Source organism: Sanguibacter suaedae (assembly GCF_016342785.1).
GTDB lineage: Bacteria > Actinomycetota > Actinomycetes > Actinomycetales > Cellulomonadaceae > Sanguibacter > Sanguibacter suaedae.
The window spans coordinates 145939-164658 of sequence record NZ_JAEINH010000001.1; the positions used below are offsets into that span (position 1 = coordinate 145939).

Here is an 18720-nt window from a genome sequence, read left to right on the forward strand (position 1 = left end):
CTCCCATGGTCCGGCGGGACCTGCGCGGACGCGACCGGAGAGCGGCCGCGCACCGCCGCGGGGCGTCAGCCGACGCGCACGACGAGGACCGCGGTGTCGTCGGTGACCTCGTCCGCCACCAGACCCTGGACGAGGGCGTGCGGGAGGTCGACGAAGGGCAGCGGGGCGAGCGACCCGAGAACGCGGCAGAGGCGTTCGATGCCGTGGAGGAGCATCTCGCCGCGGCGCTCGACCAGCCCGTCCGTGTAGAGGACGAGCGTGTCGCCCGGGTGGAGGACGGTCTCGTGGTCCGTGCGTGCGACCGTCGGGTAGACGCCGAGCATGAGGTCGTTGCGGGCGCGGAGCAGCTCGACGGTTCCGTCGGCCCGGAGCACCACGGGCGGGGGGTGCCCGGCGCTCGACCACGTGAACCGGCGGCTGCCGCCGGGCTCGTCCGCGGGGTCCAGGCAGGCCGTGATGGCGGTCCCGGTCGCCTCGAGCCGCACCCCCGTGTTGGCCCGGTCGAGGAGTGCGAGGATGTACGACGGGGGCTCGTCGTGCTCCCAGGCGAAGGACCGCAGCATGGACCGCAGCTGTCCCATGAGCGCTGCGGCCGCGAGGTCGTGCCCCGTGACGTCGCCGATCATCAGGGCGAGGGACCCGTTCTCGAGCACGAGTGCGTCGTACCAGTCGCCGCCGACGTCCTCGGTGCGGGCGGCGGGCTCGTAGATCGAGGTGATCTGCACGCCCTCCACCGTGGGCAGAGGGGACAGCATGGACGCCTGGAGCATGCGCGCGACGCTCTGCCGCTCGGCGAGGAGCCGCGCCCGGTCGAGGGCCTGCGCCGTGTACCCGCCGAGCGCGGCCTTGATGGTCGCCGACTGGTCGTCGAAGTCCCGCGGGAGGTCCCACACGAGGGTGAGGACACCGAGGAGCTCACCGCTGGAGATCAGGGGCATGAGGGCGCGGGCACCGCGGATGCGCGCCACCGACGGGCTCGTGAACTGGAAGCGCGCCCGCATCTCGTCGACGTCGCGGAAGAGCAGGTGGGTGCGGGTGCGCGCCACGTGCGCGAGCGGCCGGTGCGGGTCGTCCACGAGGCAGTCCTGCCACCAGCCCTCGACGTCCCCCGGGAACCCGTCCATCGACGTGTAGCGCAGGGACGTGCCGTCCTCGCTGAGGACCGCGAGGCCCGTGTAGCGGGCTCCGAGGCCGGTGGTGGCGACACGGCCCGCGATCTGGGCGACGTCGTCGATGGTCACGGCGTCGGCGAAGGCGTCGGACAGCAGGAGGAGGAGGCGTGCCTGCCGGTTGCTCTGCGTCATGACGCGCTGGATCTCGCGGGCGCGGGCGTGCTCGGCACGCCGTCGCAGGTCGGCGGAGCACAGGGCCGCCAGGTCCTCGAGGACCTCGAGGTCCGTCTCCGTCCAGTCGTGGGGCTGGTCGTCGAGGACGCACAGCACCCCGGCGGGTTCGGACCGTGCGTCGTGGACCGGGAACCCTGCGAACGCCACGACGTGCTCGTCGGGCCCGTCGAGCCGGCGCCGCACCGTCGGGTCGTCCGCGACGTCCCGCACCACGACGGGCGTGCCGCGGGCGACGACGATCCTCCGGAAGGAGTCACCGAGGAACGGTGCCGTCGTCGACGCCCACCCCTGTGGGAGGTCGGTGCCCGGCAGGAGCGGCCCGTCCGGGTCGCTCGCGAGGGACACGAGGGACACCGGTGCACCCACGCGCGTCCGCGCCAGGCGTGCGAACCGCTCGCGGGTCTCGTCATCGATGGAAAGCTGGCCCGTCGACACGCTGGCGGTCCTCGGGGTCTCGGTCACAGGCCTGATTATCCACGTCAGCGGGTCGGCCGCCGCACCCGCAGCGGCATCGGGCCCCGCACGGTCGTACGGTGGATGGATGAACCGTCTCTCCCGGTCCTTGTCCCCGTACCTCCGACAGCACGCCGACAACCCGGTGGACTGGCGCGAGTGGTCGTCCGACGCGTTCGCCGAGGCTCGCGAGCGCGACGTGCCGGTGCTGCTGTCCGTGGGGTACGCGGCGTGCCACTGGTGCCACGTCATGGCGCACGAGTCGTTCGAGGACGAGGCGACGGCGGCGCAGATGAACGCGGGATTCGTGAACGTCAAGGTGGACCGGGAGGAGCGCCCGGACATCGACTCCGTGTACATGGCGGCCGTGGTGGCGATGACGCGGCAGGGCGGGTGGCCGATGACGGTGTTCCTCACCCCGGACGGTGCGCCGTTCTTCGCGGGGACGTACTACCCGCCGACACCGGTGCAGGGCATGCCGTCGTTCCGTCAGGTCCTCGACGCGGTGAGCACGGCGTGGCGGGACCGCCGGGAGGACATCGTCGAGCAGGCAGGTGGGCTCGTGGAGCACCTGCGGACGCAGTCGCCCGAGCTGAGCACGCTCACCTCTGCGCCGACGGTGGACGACCTCGCGGGGGCCGTCGACGCGCTGTCCCGGGACCTCGACGCGCAGCACGGGGGCTTCGGTGGTGCCCCGAAGTTCCCGCCGTCGATGACGCTGGAGCAGCTCCTGCGTCACCACGCCCGGACGGGCGACGAGCGGGCGCTGCGGATGGTGCTCAGCACGTGCGAGGCGATGGCCCGGGGAGGGCTGTACGACCAGCTGGGCGGCGGGTTCGCCCGCTACTCCGTGGACGCGGGGTGGGTGGTGCCGCACTTCGAGAAGATGCTCTACGACAACGCCCAGCTCCTGGGCGTGTACGCGCACCTGACCCGCACCCTCGACGCCCTGGTGGGCGGGGGCGCGACGGAGCTCGACGGACAGGACCTCGTCGGGCCGGCCGCGCTCGCCCGCCGGGTCACCACGGAGACCGCGGAGTTCCTCCTCCGTGAGCTGCGGACCGGCGAGGGGGCGTTCGCGTCGTCCCTCGACGCGGACAGCGACGGCCACGAGGGCACCTTCTACGTGTGGACCCCGGAGCAGCTGGTGGACGTCCTCGGGGAGGACGACGGGCGCTGGGCGGCGCGTGTGCTGTCCGTCACACCGGAGGGCACCTTCGAGGGCGGGGCGAGCGTCCTGCAGCTCCTCGACCCGGACCTCGTCTCCGCGCCCGACGACGCGGCCCGCTGGGAACGCGTCCGCACGGTGCTGGCTGAGGCGCGCGAGCAGCGCACGAGGCCGGGACGCGACGACAAGGTCGTCGCCGGGTGGAACGGCATGGCCGTCGGCGCGCTCGCCGAGGCGGGCATGATCCTCGGGCGGCCGGACTGGGTGGACGCTGCCGAGGAGGCCGCGGGGCACGTGGTGGCCCTCCACCTCGGGACGGAGGACCACGCCGTGCACCTGCGGCGCGTGTCGCTCGGCACGGAGCAGGGCGATGCGGGCGGCACCCTCGAGGACTACGCCCTGCTCGCCGACGGGCTCCTCGTCCTGTCCTCCGCACGACGCGACACGCGATGGACGGAGATCGCCCGGCACCTCCTCGACACCGTCCTCGACCGCTTCATCGAGGAGTCGCCGGAGGGCGGCACCACGTTCTACGACACGCCCGACGCTGCGCACGACGGCGTCGAGCTCGTCGTGCGCCCCGCCGATCCCGGCGACAACGCGAGCCCCTCCGGCCGCTCCGCCGCGGCCGGCGCCCTCCTGCGGTACGCAGCCCTCTCGGGGTCCCACCGGCACCGGCAGGCCGCCGAGGCCGCCCTCGCCGTGTACCCCGTCCTCGCGCGGCGTGCGCCGAGGTTCGCGGGGCACGCCCTCGCCGTCGCCGAGGCCATGGCCGACGGCCCGCGCGAGGTGGCCGTCGTCCTCCCGACGGCACCCGGGTCGTCGGCCGGGGACGACCTGGTGCAGGCCGCGTGGGCGACGCCCACGGCGGGCGCGGTGATCGCCGTCGGGCCGGAAGGGACGGGGCACCCGCTCCTCGCCGACCGCCCCGCACCGGTGCCCACCGCCTACGTGTGCCGGGGCTTCGTGTGCGAGCGCCCCGTGACCACCGCTGCCGACCTCCGGCAGCTCCTCTCCCCCACGCGCACCACGGAGGACACGCCATGAGGACCCACGACCTGCTCACCGAGACCTTCGACCGCGTCGCGCAGGAGGTGCGTGACGTGTGCGACGGGCTGGAGCCCCACCAGCTGGAGCACCGGCCCGGCCCAGACGCGAACACGATCGCGTGGCTCGTGTGGCACCTCGCCCGCGTGCAGGACGCGCAGGTGGCGGCCCTCGCGGACAGCCCCGAGGTGTGGACGGCCGACGGGTGGGCGCGACGGTTCGACCTGTCCCTGCCCGACGAGGACACGGGCTACGGGCACACGAGCGACGACGTCGCCGCCGTCCGTGGCGTCACCGCCGAGCTCCTCGTCGGCTACCACGACGCGGTCGTGGCCCGCAGCCGGGACGTCGTCGCCGGCCTGGGCGACGACGACCTCGACCGCGTGATCGACGAGTCGTGGGACCCTCCCGTGACCATGGGCGTGCGCCTGGTGAGCATCCTCGCCGACGACCTCCAGCACGCCGGGCAGGCCGCCTACGTCCGGGGGCTCGTCGCCGGCGGCTGACAGGACACGACATCCGCAGCACCTGCCGTCCGGCACAGGACCGCCCCTCTCCCGGGGGAGGATGGTGCTGTGACCGCCACCCTCGTCGCCCGCGGCCTCGCCGCCGGGCACGCCGACCGCACCCTGTTCTCCGACCTGGACGTCGTCGTCGCCCCTGGTGACGTCGTGGGTCTCGTCGGGCCCAACGGTGCCGGGAAGTCGACCCTGCTCTCCGTCCTGGGCGGGGCGCACGCGCCCGACGCCGGGTCCGTGTCCCTGTCGCCCGCGCACGCCCTCGTCGGGTGGTTGCCGCAGGAGGTGGAGCGCGTCCCCGGGGAGACGGTCGCCGGGCACCTCGCACGCCGTACCGGGGTCGCCGACGCGCAGGCCGCCCTCGACGCCGGGGCGGACGCGCTCGCCGCGGGCACACCGGGCGCGGACGACGCGTACTCCGTGGCGTTCGACCGGTGGATGGCCATCGGTGCCGCGGACCTCGACGAGCGCACCGGCGCGGTGCTCGCGGACCTCGGCCTCGACGTCGACCCCACCCACCCCATGACGGGGCTGTCCGGCGGGCAGGCCGCCCGCGTCGGCCTCGCGGCGCTGCTGCTGTCCCGGTTCGACGTCCTCCTCCTCGACGAACCCACCAACGACCTCGACCTCGACGGCCTCGCCCGCCTCGAGACGTTCGTGCGCTCCCAGCGCGCAGGCGTCGTCGTCGTCTCCCACGACCGCGAGTTCCTCGCCCGCTGCGTCACGCGCGTCGTCGAGCTCGACCTCGCCCAGCAGCAGGTGGGCGTCTACTCCGGCGGGTACGAGGCGTACCTCGAGGAGCGCGCCACCTCACGCAGGCACGCCCGCGAGCAGTACGACGAGTACGCCGACAAGAAGATGTCCCTCGAGGCCCGGGCGCGCATGCAGCGCGGCTGGATGGACAAGGGCGTGCGCAACGCGCTGCGCAAGGCGAGCGACCCCGACAAGATGCTCGCCGGCAAGCGCCGCGAGGGGTCGGAGAAGCAGGCTGCGAAGGCCCGGCAGACCGAGCGCATGATCGAGCGCCTCGACGAGGTGGCCGAGCCCCGCAAGGAGTGGGAGCTGCGCTACGAGATCGCCGCGGCACCCCGCGGGTCGAGCGTCGTCGCGACCCTCCGCGGGGCCGTCGTGCACCACGGTGCCGGCAGGGACGGGGGCGAGGGCGACGGGACGGGTGGTCCCGCGTTCACGCTCGGTCCCGTGGACCTTCAGGTCGATGCCGGGGACCGCATCGCCATCACGGGCGCCAACGGGTCCGGCAAGACCACGCTCCTGCGGGCCCTCCTCGGGCGGCAGCCGCTCGCGGCCGGCACGGCGACGCTCGGGGCGAGCGTCGCCGTCGGCGAGGTCGACCAGGCGCGCGACCTCCTCGGGGCGGGCGGCGGCCCGCTCGCCGACGCGTTCGCGCGGCTCGTCCCCGACTGGTCCGACGCGGACGTCCGCACCCTCCTCGCGAAGTTCGGGCTGCGCGCCGCCCACGTCGGACGGCCCGTCACGTCGCTGTCGCCCGGAGAGCGCACGCGGGCGTCGCTCGCGCTCCTCCAGGCGCGGGGTGTGAACCTCCTCGTCCTCGACGAACCCACCAACCACCTGGACCTGCCCGCCATCGAGCAGCTCGAGGAGGCCCTCGAGGGCTACGCGGGCACCCTGCTGCTCGTCACCCACGACCGCCGCATGCTCGACGCCGTGCGCGTCGACCGCCGCTGGACCGTCGACGCGGGGCGCGTCACCGAGGAGTGACCGGGACGCCGGGAAGAGGTGGCGCGGGGCAGCGCACGGACGCGGCATGATCGGCCCATGACCGTGCACCTGACACCCATGCCGACCGACCGTCTCCCCGGGTGGATCGAGCGCACCCGCGCCGAGTACGTCGCCGAGCGCGTCCGCGCCGGCGAGACCCTCGAGGCGGCCGAGGCGAACGCCCTCGCGTCCCACACCCGGCTCTTCCCGGGCGGCGCCCCCGCACCCGGCCACCACGTGCTCGACGTCGTCGCCGACGACCAGGTCGTCGGGTACCTGTGGGTGGGCCCGGTCTCGGACGACGACCACGACGCCTGGTGGGTGTGGGACGTGGAGATCGCCGCCGAGCACCGCGGTCAAGGTCACGGGCGGGCCGCGATGACGCTCGCCGAGACCGTGGTCCGCGAGAACGGTGGCAGCACCCTGGGGCTGAACGTCTTCGGCTTCAACACCGGCGCCCGGGCGCTCTACGAGTCCCTCGGGTACCAGACCAAGGCCGTGCAGATGTCCAAGCGGGTGTGAACCGCCCGCGTCGTCACCGCCCGACGAGCGTGAACTCCCGAACCCCGTCGGTGAGCTCGGCCGCGACGCGTCCCAAGCCGTCGACGACGCCCCGCACCTCGCCCACCTGCTCGGACGTCGCGCGTGACGTCGTCGCCACCCGGGCGACGTTCTCCGCGATGTCCGTGGACCCCGCGGCAGCGCTCACCAGGTTGCGCTCGATCTCCGTGGTGGTGATCGCCTGCTGCTGCACGACCGCCGCGACCGACGACTGGCGCTCGCTCACCTCGGACATGGACCCGGCGATGCGCGTGATGCTCGCCGTGACGTCCCCGGCGTCGGTCGTCACGGCGTCGAGCACCGGGGCGATCGCGTCGATGGCCGTGGCCGTCTGGTGCGCGAGCTCCTTGACCTCGCCGGCGACCACCGCGAAGCCCTTGCCCGCGTCCCCGGCCCGGGCGGCCTCGATGGTCGCGTTGAGCGCCAGGAGGTTCGTCTGCTCCGCGATGGCCGTGACGGTCCGCAGCACGGCCGCGATCTGGGACGACGACCCGCCCAGCCGCTCGGCCGACTCCGACGCCTCCGCGATGAGCCCCACCGCGCGGTGCGCCTCCTCGGACGCCGCCCGCACGTCGTGCCCCACGGAGTCGATGGACGTGCGCATCTCGGTCATGGCGGCGGTGACCGCCTGCACCTCCGACGACACGACCGAGGCCGACCCGGCGGCCTCCGACGCCCGTCCCTGCGCGTCCGCCGCGATGCCCTCGAGGGTCCTGCTCGACCCGCCCAGGCCGTCGGCCGTGGTGTGCAGCGCGTCGGCGCTCGCGCCCATGCGCTCGACGGCGGTGCGCATCCCGTCGACCGCCTCCCGCAGGGCCTCGCCCATGACGCCGATCTCATCGGTCCCCTCGGGGACGACGGTCACCGACAGGTCACGGCCGGCGACGCGACGCAGGGCGTCCGTGAGCCGCGCGAGGCGCGCCGTGATCCGACCCGACGTCCACACGACGAGCCCGGCGATGAGCGCCGCCACGAGGAGACCGACGAGCGCGAGGTCACGCAGGAGGTCCGACGCGCCCTGCTCGAGCTGCTGGGGGACGGCCTCGAGGTCCGAGTCGAAGCCCCACGCCGCGATGGTCCAGCCCCAGGCGGGGAAGGCCCCGACCTCGACGGTCGCGGCGCCCGCGGTCGGGAGCGTCAGGCGGGCCCGGGCGTGCTCCCCCTCGGCCGCGGCGACGGCGTCGACGAGGGACTGGGTGTAGGGCGTGCCGTCGGCGTCGGTCGCGTCGAGCGCGGAGTCACCGGCGACGGCACCGGGCGGCGGGACCACGTACGCGCCGGCGGCGTCCGTGACCGTCACGTACCCGTCGGTGCCGATCGTGATGTCTGCGAGCGCCGCGCGCAGGGGTGCGTCGACGTCCGCCTGGGGCAGGCCCACGAAGATGGCGCCGATGACCTCTCCGGAGCCGTCGAGGAGTGGCCCGTACCCGGTCACGTAGGTCTCGCCGACCACCTGGGCGGTGCCGAAGAAGCTCTCGCCGGCGAGGAGCGCGGCGACCACGGCGTTGGGGGTGCCGTCGGGGGCGGTGGCGGCGATGTAGGTGCCGATGGCGCGGGTGTCGTCGGCGGTGGGGACGGTCGTCGCGACGCGGAGCATGTCGTCGGTCTCGTCGACGCGCTGGAAGATGGTGACGGCCTCGCCGAGGAGCGAGGCGATGTCGTCGACGACGGGTGTGGGGGTGCTGAGGTCGCGGTTCTGGCCGAGCCAGGTGGCGCCCACGCTCATGCGGGGCAGGGTGATGTCGGTGGCGTCGCCGGTCGTCTGGTTGGTGGCACGCCAGGCCACGGGCTCACCGAGCTCGAGGGTCCCCTCGGTGGCGAGGACCTGCTGCGCGACGCCGAGGTCGGACTCGAGGCGGGCGGTCACCGTGGTGACCTGCGTGGCGACCAGCGACTCCGCCTGCTGGACGGTGGTCTCCAGCGACGACTCGTTGAGGGCGCGGACGTCGGCCCCCGCCTGCTCGGCGAGCCCGGCGCTCTGCCAGGCCCCGGCTGCGGTGAGGAGGACGGCCGTGAGGACCACGGACCCGACCCCGGTGAGCAGGAGCTGGCTCCGCAGGCCGAGGCCGCGTCGGCTCCTGGCTCCGGGGCGCGCTCCGGGAGGTGTGGCGCGCGGGCCGCCGGGGCGCGTGGTCGTCGGGTGCATGTCTCTCCTCGAGCAGAAGAGGGGGCCGACGACGGTGGCGACGCGCGCGCCCAGGTTCCCGGGCGCCACTTTCACCTATCGGCGGTATGTCAAGGGACTTGAGTCCCGATGTGCGGTCCCACCCGCCATCCGTTCACTTCACCCCTGCAAAATTACAGTTGTGCAAACTTTCTGCGCGTGCGACGCTACGTCCGTGTCCACCCCACCCGCCCCCGGCCTCCGCGAGCGCAAGCGCGCCGAGACGCGGCTGCGCCTCGAGCAGGCCGCCGTGGAGCTCGTGCAGCGCGACGGGCTGGAGCGACTCACGGTGGACGCGATCGCGGCCCGCGCGGACGTGTCGTCCCGCACCTTCTTCAACTACTTCGACTCGAAGGAGGACGCGATCCTCGGGATCCACGACGAGAACCTCACCGACGCCGTCGTGGCGCACCACCTGGACACGCACGACCACTCCGACCCGGTGGCGTCCGTCGTCGCGTTCCTCGCGACCATCTGGCTGCCCGCCGCCCCCGAGGCGGCCGAGCTCCACGAGGCGCGCATGGCCATCGCCGAGCAGCACCCCGAGCTCCTGGGTCGACAGCTCGCCCAGATCAACCGCATGGGCGAGGCCGTCGGCGGCACCGTCCGCGCCATCGTCGAACGCAGCGGTCGGTTCGCAGGGTCCGCCACCACACCGGAGCAGGCCGTGAGCACCATGCTCGGCCTGTGCACCGGCACGCTGCACGCCGTCGTCCGCGAGTGGCTCGCCGGCGACCGGTCCCGCCCGTTCACCAGCCTCGCGGACGACGCCGTCGCCCGCGCCCGCACCGTCCTCACCGCACTCCTCTAGCACCGCCCGCTCCCAGCCCCTCACCGCCCCACTCCCGCGGAGGAAAACCCGTGTTCCGACTCGCCCGCCTCAGCCTGGCGAACCGAGCGCTCGTCGCGCTCGTCTCCCTGCTCATCGCCATCGGTGGCCTCGTCGCCATGACGAGCCTCAAGCAGGAGCTCATCCCCTCGATCGAGCTCCCCCAGGTCACCGTCGTCACCGCGTCACCCGGCGCGTCGCCCGAGGTGGTCGACGAGCAGATCAGCCTGCCGCTGTCCACGGCGCTCACGAACGTCCCCGACGTCGAGGACGTCGTCGCCACGTCCCGGGGCTCGCTGTCCATCATCTCCGTGGCGTACACCTTCGGGGCCGACGCGGACCAGGTGCGCAGCGGGGTGACCCGCGCCATCGAGTCCGTCGAGGGGTCGCTGCCCGAGAGCGCCGAGCCGGAGATCATCGCGGGCAACGTCTCCGACTTCCCCATCATCTTCCTCACCGCCACCTCCGACGCGAGCGTCGCGGACCTCTCCACCACCCTCGACGAGGTCGTCGTCCCCCGCCTCGAGGACGTCGACGGCGTGCGCTCCGCGGTCGTCAGCGGCGGCGAGACGCAGCGCATCACCATCGCCCCCGACGCGGCCGCCCTCGCCGCCGCGGGCCTCGGCCCGCAGGACGTCACCGCCGCGCTCGACGCCAACGGCACGGTGCTGCCCGTCGGGACCGTCACCACCGACGGCGAGGAGCTCTCCGTCCAGGCCGGGACCGCGCTCGCCGGGCTCGACGACCTGCGCGCCCTGCCGCTCGCCAGCACCACCCAGCCGGGAACCGTCGTCCTCCTCGGGGACGTCGCCGCCGTCGACCTCGTCACCGAGGACCGGACCTCCATCACCCGCACCAACGGCACCGACAGCCTCTCGGTGTCCATCACCGCCACGGCCGACGCGGACGTCGTGGGCGTCTCCCACGCCGTGGACGAGGCCCTCGCGGACCTCCGTGACGAGCTCGTTGACGGCACGGAGCTCACCGTCGTGTTCAGCCAGGCGCCGTTCATCGAGGACTCCATCCACCACCTCGTCCTCGAGGGCGCCCTCGGCCTCGTGTTCGCGGTCCTCGTGATCCTCGTGTTCCTGCTGTCCGTGCGGTCCACGCTCGTCACGGCCATCTCGATCCCGCTGTCCGTCCTCGTGACGTTCATCGGCCTGTACGTGGGCGGGTACACGCTCAACGTCCTCACCCTCGGCGCCATGACCATCGCCATCGGCCGCGTGGTCGACGACTCCATCGTGGTCATCGAGAACATCAAACGGCACATCGGCTACGGGACGCCCAAGCTCGAGGCGATCCTCACCGGGGTGCGCGAGGTCGCGGGCGCCATCACGTCGTCGACCCTCACCACCGTCGCCGTGTTCCTGCCCATCGCCCTCGTGAGCGGCGTCGTCGGCGAGCTGTTCCGGCCCTTCGCGCTCACCGTGGCGATCGCCATGCTGTCGTCGCTCCTCGTCGCCCTGACGATCGTGCCCGTCCTGTCGTACTGGTTCCTCGGCCGCAAGGCCGACGCCGGGGCCGCGAGCGACCCGGCCGAGCTCGAGAGGGTCCGCGCCGAGGCCGAGGCCAAGGAGCACCGCGGGTTCCTCCAGCGCGGGTACCGGCCCGTGCTGCGCTCCACCCAGAAGCACCCCGTCATCACCGTCCTCGCCTCCGTGCTGCTCCTCGTGGGCACCGTGTCCCTGGTGCCGCTCCTCAAGGTCGACTTCCTGGGTGGCACCGGCCAGAACTCCCTGTCCATCACGCAGGAGTTCGAGCCCGGCACCGACCTCGACTCCGTGAGCGAGGGGGCGCGCGCCGTCGAGGACGCGCTCCTCGACACCGAGGGCATCGAGGAGGTCCTCCTCACGGCCGGGTCCGGCGACGGCGACCTCGGCGCCCTCCTCGGGGGTGGCGGCGGGACCGCGTCGTTCATCGTGAACACCGATCCCGACGCCGACCAGGCGGCGCTCACCGAGACCGTGCGCGAGCGCCTCGACGCCATCGAGGGCGCGGGCACCATCACGCTCGGCCAGAACGACGGCAGCGGGTTCTCCTCGACCGTCGACGTGGTCGTCACCGCCGTCGACGAGGCCGACCTCGCCGAGGCCGCCGACACCGTGTACACCGCGCTGCAGGGCGTCGAGTACTCGACGACCACCGAGACGGACCGCGCGGCCGACCAGCCGACCCTGCAGATCACCGTCGACCGCGAGGCCGCCCTGCAGCAGGGCCTCACGGAGATCCAGGTCGTGGGGATCGTCGCCGGGTCGCTCTCCCCGCAGAGCGTCGGCACCCTCACCGTCGACGGCACCGAGCACCGCATCTACGTCGAGACGGGCCTGCCCACGCCCACCACGCCGGACGAGATCTCCCAGATGGTGCTCCCGACGGCCTCCGGCCTGGTGCCGCTGGCCGACGTCGCGACCGTGGAGCGCGTGAGCGTCCCCACCACCATCACGCGTGAGGCCGGCGAGCTCGTCGCCACCATCTCCGTGACGCCGGTGGAGGGCGAGCTGGGACAGCTCACCACGACCGTCGACGAGGCCCTCGCCTCCGTGGACCTGCCCGCGGGTGCGTCCGCGGACGTCGGCGGTGTCGCCGAGCTCCAGGCGGAATCGTTCGAGCAGCTGGGCCTCGCGATGCTCCTCGCCATCGCGATCGTCTACCTGCTCATGGTCGCGACGTTCAAGTCGCTCGTGCAGCCGCTCATCCTCCTCGTGTCGATCCCCTTCGCCGCGACCGGGGCCATCGTGCTGCTGCTCCTCACGGGCACGCCGCTGGGCGTCTCGGCGCTCATCGGTCTCCTCATGCTCATCGGCATCGTGGTGACCAACGCGATCGTGCTCATCGACCTCGTGAACCAGTACCGGGAGCAGGGCGAGAACGTCGAGCAGGCCGTGTTCGACGGGGCACGCCAGCGTCTGCGCCCCATCCTCATGACGGCGCTCGCGACCATCTGCGCCCTCATCCCCATGGCGCTCGGGGTCACCGGGTCCGCCGGGTTCATCTCCCAGGACCTCGCGATCGTCGTCATCGGTGGGCTCGTGTCCTCGACGCTCCTCACCCTCGTGCTCGTGCCGGTCCTCTACCGGCTCGTCGAGGGGCGCAAGGAGCGCCGTGCGCTCAAGCGTGCCGACGCCACGGAGCAGGCCCCGGCAGGCGCCGAGGCCTGACGAAGGACCCCGTCAGCGGGAGTGCGCGGCCCAGGCCTCACGGAGGTCCGGGCCGCGCAGGCCCGACGACAGCAGGAGGGTGAGCAGGACGCGTGCCTTGACGGCGGACAACGACCCGCCGGGCAGGACACCGCGGGCGGCGAGGTCGATCTCGCCGCCCGCGTACCCGTAGGTGTGCTCCAGCACGGGCCCGGAGCCGATGCGGCTGGCGAGGACCACGGGCATGCGCGCCACGGCGCGCTCCACGTGCTCGACGGCCGTCGCCGCGACGTGCCCACCACCGGCACCGGCGAGCACCACACCGTCGTACCCGGCGTCGGCGAGAGCGGGCAGGACCGCGAGGTCGTCGCCACCGCCCGCCCCGACGATCGCGACGCGCGCACCCGCCGTCGGCGGGGCCGCGAGCGCCGCCCTGGGGCGCGGACGCAGCTCGAGGCGAGCCGCGCCCTCGACGACGAGGCCCACGGGGCCGAGGGGGTCGGAGGAGAAGGCGTCGACCCGGAAGGTGCTGCGCTTGGTGACCCACCGGGCGCTGTGCACGAGGTCGGCGAACTGCACGAGGACCCCCGCGCCCGAGGCGTCGGGCGCGGCGGCGACGCGGATCGCGGAGACGAGGTTCGCGGGTCCGTCCTCGCCGGGGACGTCCCGGCTGCGCATCGCGCCCGTGACGACGACGGGCACGCGGGCGGCGGTGCCGAGGAGGTCGAGCGCGAAGGCCGTCTCCTCGATGGTGTCGGTGCCCTGGGAGACGACCACGCCGTCGACGTCGTCGGGCAGGCCCGTGACGTGACGGTGGACGGCGAGGACGTCGTCGAGGGACAGGGAGGGCGACGGGAGGAGGCGGAGCTCGTGCGGGACGAGCTCGACGTCGGGGACCCTGTCCTGGACCTCGCGGCGGAACATCTCGGCGCCCCGGACCGGGACCACGCCCTCCGACGTGGGGGCGTTCTCCGAGCTGATGGTGCCGCCGAGGGTGATGAGGCTGATGCGTCGTGTCCGTGTCACGCGGACAAGTGAACCAGGGTGGGCCGGTCGGCGGTGCCGACCGGCCCACACGTCACACGGTTCCGGTGCTGCTGGTGCTGGTGCCCCGCCCTGCGCGGACGCGGAGGGCGACGAGCCCTGCGCCTGCCGCGACGAGGAGCAGCGACACGGCGATCCACCACGGGTTCGCCTGGCCACCGGTCTGCGGGAGCGTCCCGGTGGGTGCGGTGCCGTCCTGGGCGGCGACGGTCACGGCCACCCAGCCGACGACGTCGCCCTGGACGTCGAGGACCGCGAGACGGTGGTCACCGGGCGGGGTGCTCTCCGGGATGCGGACCGTGACGGTCCCGTCCGCGGCGACCTGCGTCCAGTCACCGTTGAGGAGCGCCGCGGGCTCGAACAGCCACACGGCGACCCACGTCCCCGCACGGTCCTCACCGACGTCCACGGTGACGACCTGCCCCTGACGGAGCGCCTTCTGGTCGAGGACGATGCCACCCTCGGCAACACCGTCGAGGACGGCAGCCGTGCGGTTCGTGGGCAGACCCTGAGGCTTGACCGTCGGGTCGGCGGGGATCACCGGCTCGGCCGGGGTACCGGGTTCGGCGGGAGTGCCGGGCTCGGCGGGGTTCGCCGGGTCGACGGGCTCGACCGGCGTCTCAGGCCCGGTGGGTGTCCCCGGTGCAGGAGGCACAGTCGGGTCCGTCGGGTCCGTCGGGTCCGTCGGCTCGGTCGGGTCCGTGGGCTCGGCCGGGTCGGTCGGCTCCGAGCCGGCCTCCGCGACGGAGAGCCGCACGGGTGCGGACTCGACGTAGACGGTGCCGTCCGGCAGGACGAGGCGGGCGAACACGGCCGCTCCGTCCAGCTCCGCCTCGGCGGCGAACGTCAGCTCGGGACCGTGCTGGTCCTCGACGAGCATGGGCGTCGTCTCGCCTGCTCGCTGGACGAACCACTCCCACCGGTCGACGACGGACGCGGGGTCCACGATCGCGGTGAGCGTCGCCTCCTCGCCCTCGGCGAGCGTGCCCTGGGCTCCGTCGATCGTGATCTTCTGGCGTGCGGGGGCGCCGTGGTCGTCGACGTGCACGGTCACGGGTTCCGCGACCATGGTCCCGGCGTCACCGGCGAACGTCAGGGTGGCACGCACCTCGACGCCGTCGAGCGCCTGCTCGGCGACGAGCGAGTGGGTGAGCCCCTCGGCGTCGGGCAGCGCCGTCCAGTCCTGTCCGGGCCAACGCCACTCCCAGGCGACGGTGTCGTCCTCGGCGAGCGCGGGGTCGGCGATGAGCCCGAGGCTCACCTGGCCGCCCTGGTGGTAGTGGCCGCTGATCGACTGGAAGAAGAAGATCTGCTCGTCGGGGTCGGCGGTGGAGACGTTGATCGGGGCTCCGGCCTGACCGACGTACTCGTCGCCGAGCTTGGCGACGAGGTACAGGTACCCGCCGTCGAGGTCCTGGGTGATGGTGTGCTCGAGGGTCAGGGCGTCGGGGCCGTTGCCCTCCTTGAGGACGGTGGTGACCCAGGGCTCCACGGAGAAGTTCGAGTAGCTCCACTCGTAGACGAGTCCCTCACGCTCGGGGAACACGGTGCCGCTCGCACGGAGGGTGGCTCCGTCGCGGTAGACGCTCTGCACACCCTCGAGCATGACCTCGCGCTCGAGGATCGTCATGGGGAGGATCGGCGACTGAGCCACGGCGACCCCGTCCCGGACCACCTGGACGGCCATGTCGCCGGAGTACCACGACATGCCAACCAGGCTGATGCTGGCGCCGTCGACGACTGCGGTCTCCACCGGGTACCAGGGGCTGCCGTTGCGCTGGACGAGCCGGTAGCTCTCGCCGGGGGCGAGGTCGCGCCCGGAGACGGTGAGGAGGAGGGTCTCGCCGTTGTAGAGGGTGCCCGGCGTCTCGAGCGTGAGGACCGGCTGGCCGCCGTCCTGGGTGACGACGAGCGGGAGCCAGTCGGTCTTCTGGACGGTGGTGCGCCCCTCTCGGACCGCGGCCTGGATCTCGAAGCCGTCGTGGGACAGGTCGAGGGGCATCTGGAGGTGGCCCTCGGCCGCGCGGCCTCCGGTGCCGTCCAGGGCGTACCCGCTGTTGGTGGTGCCGACGGGGCGGATGGCCCACTCGACGGTCTGTCCTTCGGTGAGGGTGACGCCGACGAGGCGGACGTCGAGCATGTCGCCGACGGTGTAGGAGTCGGCGAGGCCGCGGAGCCCGAACTCGTCGCCGCCGGCCTCCTCGACCACCGTGACACCGACGGGCGCGGAGGTGGACGCGAGGGCGAGGTTGGCGACGGCCGGGACGTAGGTCGCGGTGTAGGAGTGGGGTCCGACGACCGGCTCGGCGACCGTGAAGGTGGCTGAGCCGTCGGTGACGGGTTCGTGCCCGAGCACGGTGTCGCCGTCGCGGAGCTCGACCCACCCGTCGGCGAGCGCGGGCGTGACGGTCGCGGTGAGGGTCAGGGGGTCGCCGAGGACGAGGTCGGTCGCGGACGCCGCGAGCGTGGTCCCGGTGGCGGCCTGTTCGGGGAGGTCCCCGACCACGAAGGTGTAGGTGGCGGTGTCGCTCGACGGCGCACCGGCGACGGTCACGGTGCCCTCGACGCTCACGCGGTAGGTGCCGGGCGCGGTGAAGGCCCAGTTGGCGTGCATGTGGGTGCGGCCGACGGTGAACGTCTTGTGGTCCTCGTCGGAGGACCACAGTCGATTGGCGCCGCCGAAGGTGCCCATGGTGAACAGCTCGAGGTCACCGGGGCCCTCGACGCCGGTGAGCGTGAAGGTGGTGCTGTTGCCCTCGATCGCACCGGTGGGGACGGACTCGGTGGAGAACCCGGGCCACAGCTGGCCGGGACCGGGGTTGGACTCGGACGCGAGCCAGATGGGCGCGCCCTCGGGGGCGATGAAGTCGAAGCCGGCGGGGGCGGTGGTCGCGGAGTCCTGATCCACGTGGAACCAGACGTCCGCGGGATCGAGGCGTGTGCCGTTGCCCTCGGGGACGTCGGCCTTGGTCCCGAGCACGAGGGCGCCGTCCTCGAGGAACGTGGAGACGGCGTCGGTGTGGATGTCCTGGAGGACGCGGTACTCGGTAGGAGCGGGCGCGGTGCCGTCGGCGGCGACGGCCGTGGCGGGGAGCATGAGGGCTCCCGCCAGGACCGTCACCGCCGTGAGCAGCGCCGTCGGCCGGGCGGCCGGTCGTGCGGTGGAGATCACGGGGGTCCTTTCGCAGCGCACGCCGGGGCGGCGTCACGCGGGAGGGTTTATGAGAACGAATATCAATATCGTTCAGCGTGATCTTCTCCGACCTCCCAGGAACTGTCAAGGTTGCGTCAGTCGAGGACCGCGGTGGCCTCGACCTCGACGAGCACGTCGGGCTCGAAGAGGAGCTCGACGCCGATGAGTGAGGAGGGCGGGAGCGGCTGCGGGAGGTCGAGCTCCTGGGAGACGCTCTCGACACCGGCCATGAAGTCGCTGATCATCTCGGGCTGCCACCGGGTGACGTAGAAGGTGAGGCGCACGACGTCGTGGAACGTCGCGCCTGCGGCGGTCAGGCCGGTCGCGGTATTCCGCAGGGCTGCGGCGACCTGGCCCGCGAGGTCGCCGGGCGCGAGGGGAGCGCCCTGGGCATCGCGCGCGATCTGCCCCGCAACGTGGACGTGTCGGGTTCCGGTGGCGACCGCCACGTGGTGGTAGGGCGTGGGCTGCATGAGGCCGTCGGGGGTGAAGAGCTGGACGGGCACGGGGACCTCCTGGTCGAGAACGGGTGGTATCCGTTGTCTACCTGGTGTCCGGAAGGCACTTCAACGAGACTAGGTGGCATGACGGATACCGCCCGCCCCCTGACGCACGACCTCGGTGTCGGCGCCCCGCACCGGGAGCTCCTGGACCAGGTGCTCGACAAGTGGTCGCTGCAGGTGCTGGAGGAGCTCTGCGAGCGCCCTTCCCGCTTCAACGACCTGCGCCGGGCGGTCCCGGAGGTCACCGCGAAGTCGCTCACCGCGACGTTGCGGCGCCTGGAGCGCAACGGGATCGTCGGGCGGGAGGTGGTGAGCTCGCGCCCGGTGGCGGTCGAGTACAGCATCACCCCGTTGGGCAAGACGTTCCGGGACCCCGTCGACGCCCTGCTCGTCTGGGCGCGGGCGCACCTGCCCGAGATCCAGCGTGCGCGCGAGGCCTTCGACGAGGCGGAGTACCGGTAGGGCGGAAGGCTAGCCGAGCCGCTCTGCGACCGTCTTCTCGGCGACGGCCTTCGCGTCGGCGAGCGTTCCCTCGGGGAGGGTGACGGACCCACCCCACGGGTAGACGACCATCCAGCATTCTGGCCCGTCGCTCGGCACGTACGGGGTGATGATGACCTCGCCCTGGGGCGTGTCGAGCTGGTGGGCGTGCTCGTGCGCGATCCAGTCCATCACCCCAGCATCGCAGCAGGTGGGAGCGGTGTCATGCGGTCGCGCGCCCCGCCGGGGACGGGCTAGCCGCGCTCAGGCTCCGAGGTGGCCGCCTGCCGCCGGACCGCTCGGTCCTTGCGTGCGGCGTAGACGGCCATGGCGCAGGACACGACAAGACCCGAGACGACCATGGTCGTGACGACCTCGTTCCACCAGACGCCGTTCTGGATCCGCACGATGCTCATCCCGATGACCATGATCGCCAGCGGCCACGTCACGAGGAAATACCTGCGGAAGGTGTCGCGCGGCTCGTCCTGCGTTCGGTCGGTCACTTTCCACTCTCCCCTGCCCCTGGTGAACGAA

At 73.1% G+C, this 18720-nt stretch carries 14 protein-coding genes; 7 read left to right on the forward strand and 7 right to left on the reverse strand.

Annotated features, from left to right (window positions below; genetic code table 11):
• Positions 1-65: 65 nt before the first annotated feature.
• Positions 66-1808, reverse strand: a complete 1743-nt coding sequence (locus JAV76_RS00735) for a GAF domain-containing SpoIIE family protein phosphatase (protein ID WP_198732104.1) — start codon at positions 1806-1808, stop codon at positions 66-68.
• 79 nt (positions 1809-1887) lie between these two features.
• Here JAV76_RS00735 and JAV76_RS00740 point away from each other — a divergent pair, with 79 nt between their 5' ends.
• The 4 genes from JAV76_RS00740 to JAV76_RS00755 all read left to right on the forward strand — a co-directional run bounded on the left by JAV76_RS00740 (position 1888) and on the right by JAV76_RS00755 (position 6794).
• Entirely contained in the window at positions 1888-4014 is a 2127-nt protein-coding gene (locus tag JAV76_RS00740; protein ID WP_198732105.1) for a thioredoxin domain-containing protein, read from the forward strand.
• Positions 4011-4520, forward strand: coding sequence for a mycothiol transferase (locus JAV76_RS00745; RefSeq protein ID WP_198732106.1), 510 nt, complete (start codon positions 4011-4013; stop codon positions 4518-4520). Before JAV76_RS00740 ends, JAV76_RS00745 begins: the two co-directional genes overlap by 4 nt.
• A gap of 69 nt (positions 4521-4589) precedes the next feature.
• Complete coding sequence (locus tag JAV76_RS00750; RefSeq protein ID WP_198732107.1) at positions 4590-6272, forward strand: ABC-F family ATP-binding cassette domain-containing protein; 1683 nt, start codon at positions 4590-4592, stop codon at positions 6270-6272.
• A 57-nt stretch (positions 6273-6329) separates the two neighbouring features.
• Positions 6330-6794, forward strand: coding sequence for a GNAT family N-acetyltransferase (locus JAV76_RS00755; protein WP_198732108.1), 465 nt, complete (start codon positions 6330-6332; stop codon positions 6792-6794).
• 13 nt (positions 6795-6807) lie between these two features.
• On the opposite strand, the gene JAV76_RS00760 is transcribed toward JAV76_RS00755, so the two are convergent.
• The gene (locus JAV76_RS00760) at positions 6808-8979 is read right to left on the reverse strand and encodes a methyl-accepting chemotaxis protein (RefSeq protein ID WP_198732109.1); all 2172 of its coding nucleotides are present in this window, start codon (positions 8977-8979) and stop codon (positions 6808-6810) included.
• 193 nt (positions 8980-9172) lie between these two features.
• On the opposite strand from JAV76_RS00760, the gene JAV76_RS00765 reads away from it, so the two are divergent.
• Together JAV76_RS00765 and JAV76_RS00770 are read left to right on the forward strand one after the other, a co-directional pair.
• A complete protein-coding gene (locus JAV76_RS00765; protein WP_198732110.1) occupies positions 9173-9808 on the forward strand; it encodes a TetR/AcrR family transcriptional regulator in 636 nt (211 codons plus the stop codon).
• Between the two features lie 50 nt (positions 9809-9858).
• Positions 9859-12987 (forward strand): efflux RND transporter permease subunit, encoded by a 3129-nt coding sequence (locus JAV76_RS00770; RefSeq protein WP_198732111.1) that lies wholly within the window; start codon positions 9859-9861, stop codon positions 12985-12987.
• A gap of 12 nt (positions 12988-12999) precedes the next feature.
• On the opposite strand, the gene JAV76_RS15175 is transcribed toward JAV76_RS00770, so the two are convergent.
• The 3 genes from JAV76_RS15175 to JAV76_RS00785 all read right to left on the reverse strand — a co-directional run bounded on the left by JAV76_RS15175 (position 13000) and on the right by JAV76_RS00785 (position 17709).
• A complete protein-coding gene (locus tag JAV76_RS15175; RefSeq protein ID WP_198732112.1) occupies positions 13000-13992 on the reverse strand; it encodes an asparaginase in 993 nt (330 codons plus the stop codon).
• A 52-nt stretch (positions 13993-14044) separates the two neighbouring features.
• The gene (locus tag JAV76_RS00780; RefSeq protein WP_198732113.1) at positions 14045-17182 is read right to left on the reverse strand and encodes a choice-of-anchor M domain-containing protein; all 3138 of its coding nucleotides are present in this window, start codon (positions 17180-17182) and stop codon (positions 14045-14047) included.
• Between the two features lie 116 nt (positions 17183-17298).
• Complete coding sequence (locus JAV76_RS00785; protein WP_198732114.1) at positions 17299-17709, reverse strand: RidA family protein; 411 nt, start codon at positions 17707-17709, stop codon at positions 17299-17301.
• A gap of 78 nt (positions 17710-17787) precedes the next feature.
• Between JAV76_RS00785 and JAV76_RS00790 the strand changes: the two genes are divergently transcribed.
• On the forward strand, positions 17788-18168 hold the full coding sequence (locus JAV76_RS00790; RefSeq protein ID WP_198732115.1) for a winged helix-turn-helix transcriptional regulator: 381 nt from the start codon (positions 17788-17790) through the stop codon (positions 18166-18168).
• Between the two features lie 9 nt (positions 18169-18177).
• Here JAV76_RS00790 and JAV76_RS00795 read toward each other — a convergent pair whose 3' ends face one another.
• Both JAV76_RS00795 and JAV76_RS00800 read right to left on the reverse strand, forming a co-directional pair.
• Complete coding sequence (locus JAV76_RS00795; protein WP_198732116.1) at positions 18178-18378, reverse strand: hypothetical protein; 201 nt, start codon at positions 18376-18378, stop codon at positions 18178-18180.
• 62 nt (positions 18379-18440) lie between these two features.
• Positions 18441-18689, reverse strand: a complete 249-nt coding sequence (locus tag JAV76_RS00800; RefSeq protein ID WP_198732117.1) for a hypothetical protein — start codon at positions 18687-18689, stop codon at positions 18441-18443.
• Between the last annotated feature and the right edge of the window lie 31 nt (positions 18690-18720).